We start from the raw sequence: 255 nt of genomic DNA, 5'->3' as shown, positions 1-255 counted from the left end.
ACTTGGCCTGGGCGGGACCGCGGCGGCCGAAGACGTGCACCTCGACGGCCTTGTTGGCCTTCAACCCCTGGTAGACGTTCGGCGGGATCTCCGTGGGCAGCAGCTCGTCGCCGGTCTTGGCCAGCACGCGGGCCACGTCCAGGGCGACGTTGCCGACGCCGAGGACGGCGACCTTCTCCGCGTCCAGCGGCCAGCTGCGCGGCACGTCGGGGTGGCCGTCGTACCAGGACACGAAGTCCGCGGCGCCGTAGGAGC

Annotated in this window: 1 pseudogene; it reads right to left on the bottom strand. The window is 72.2% G+C overall.

The features are described 5' to 3' along the window. Window positions 1-255: pseudogene (locus tag IU459_RS40710) on the bottom strand (pyridine nucleotide-disulfide oxidoreductase); the annotation flags it as partial.

It is taken from the genome of Nocardia amamiensis (assembly GCF_015477605.1).
GTDB classification, from domain to species: domain Bacteria; phylum Actinomycetota; class Actinomycetes; order Mycobacteriales; family Mycobacteriaceae; genus Nocardia; species Nocardia amamiensis_A.
Note: the sequence above shows the minus strand (reverse complement) of the source record. Positions and strands in the feature narration are given on the sequence as shown.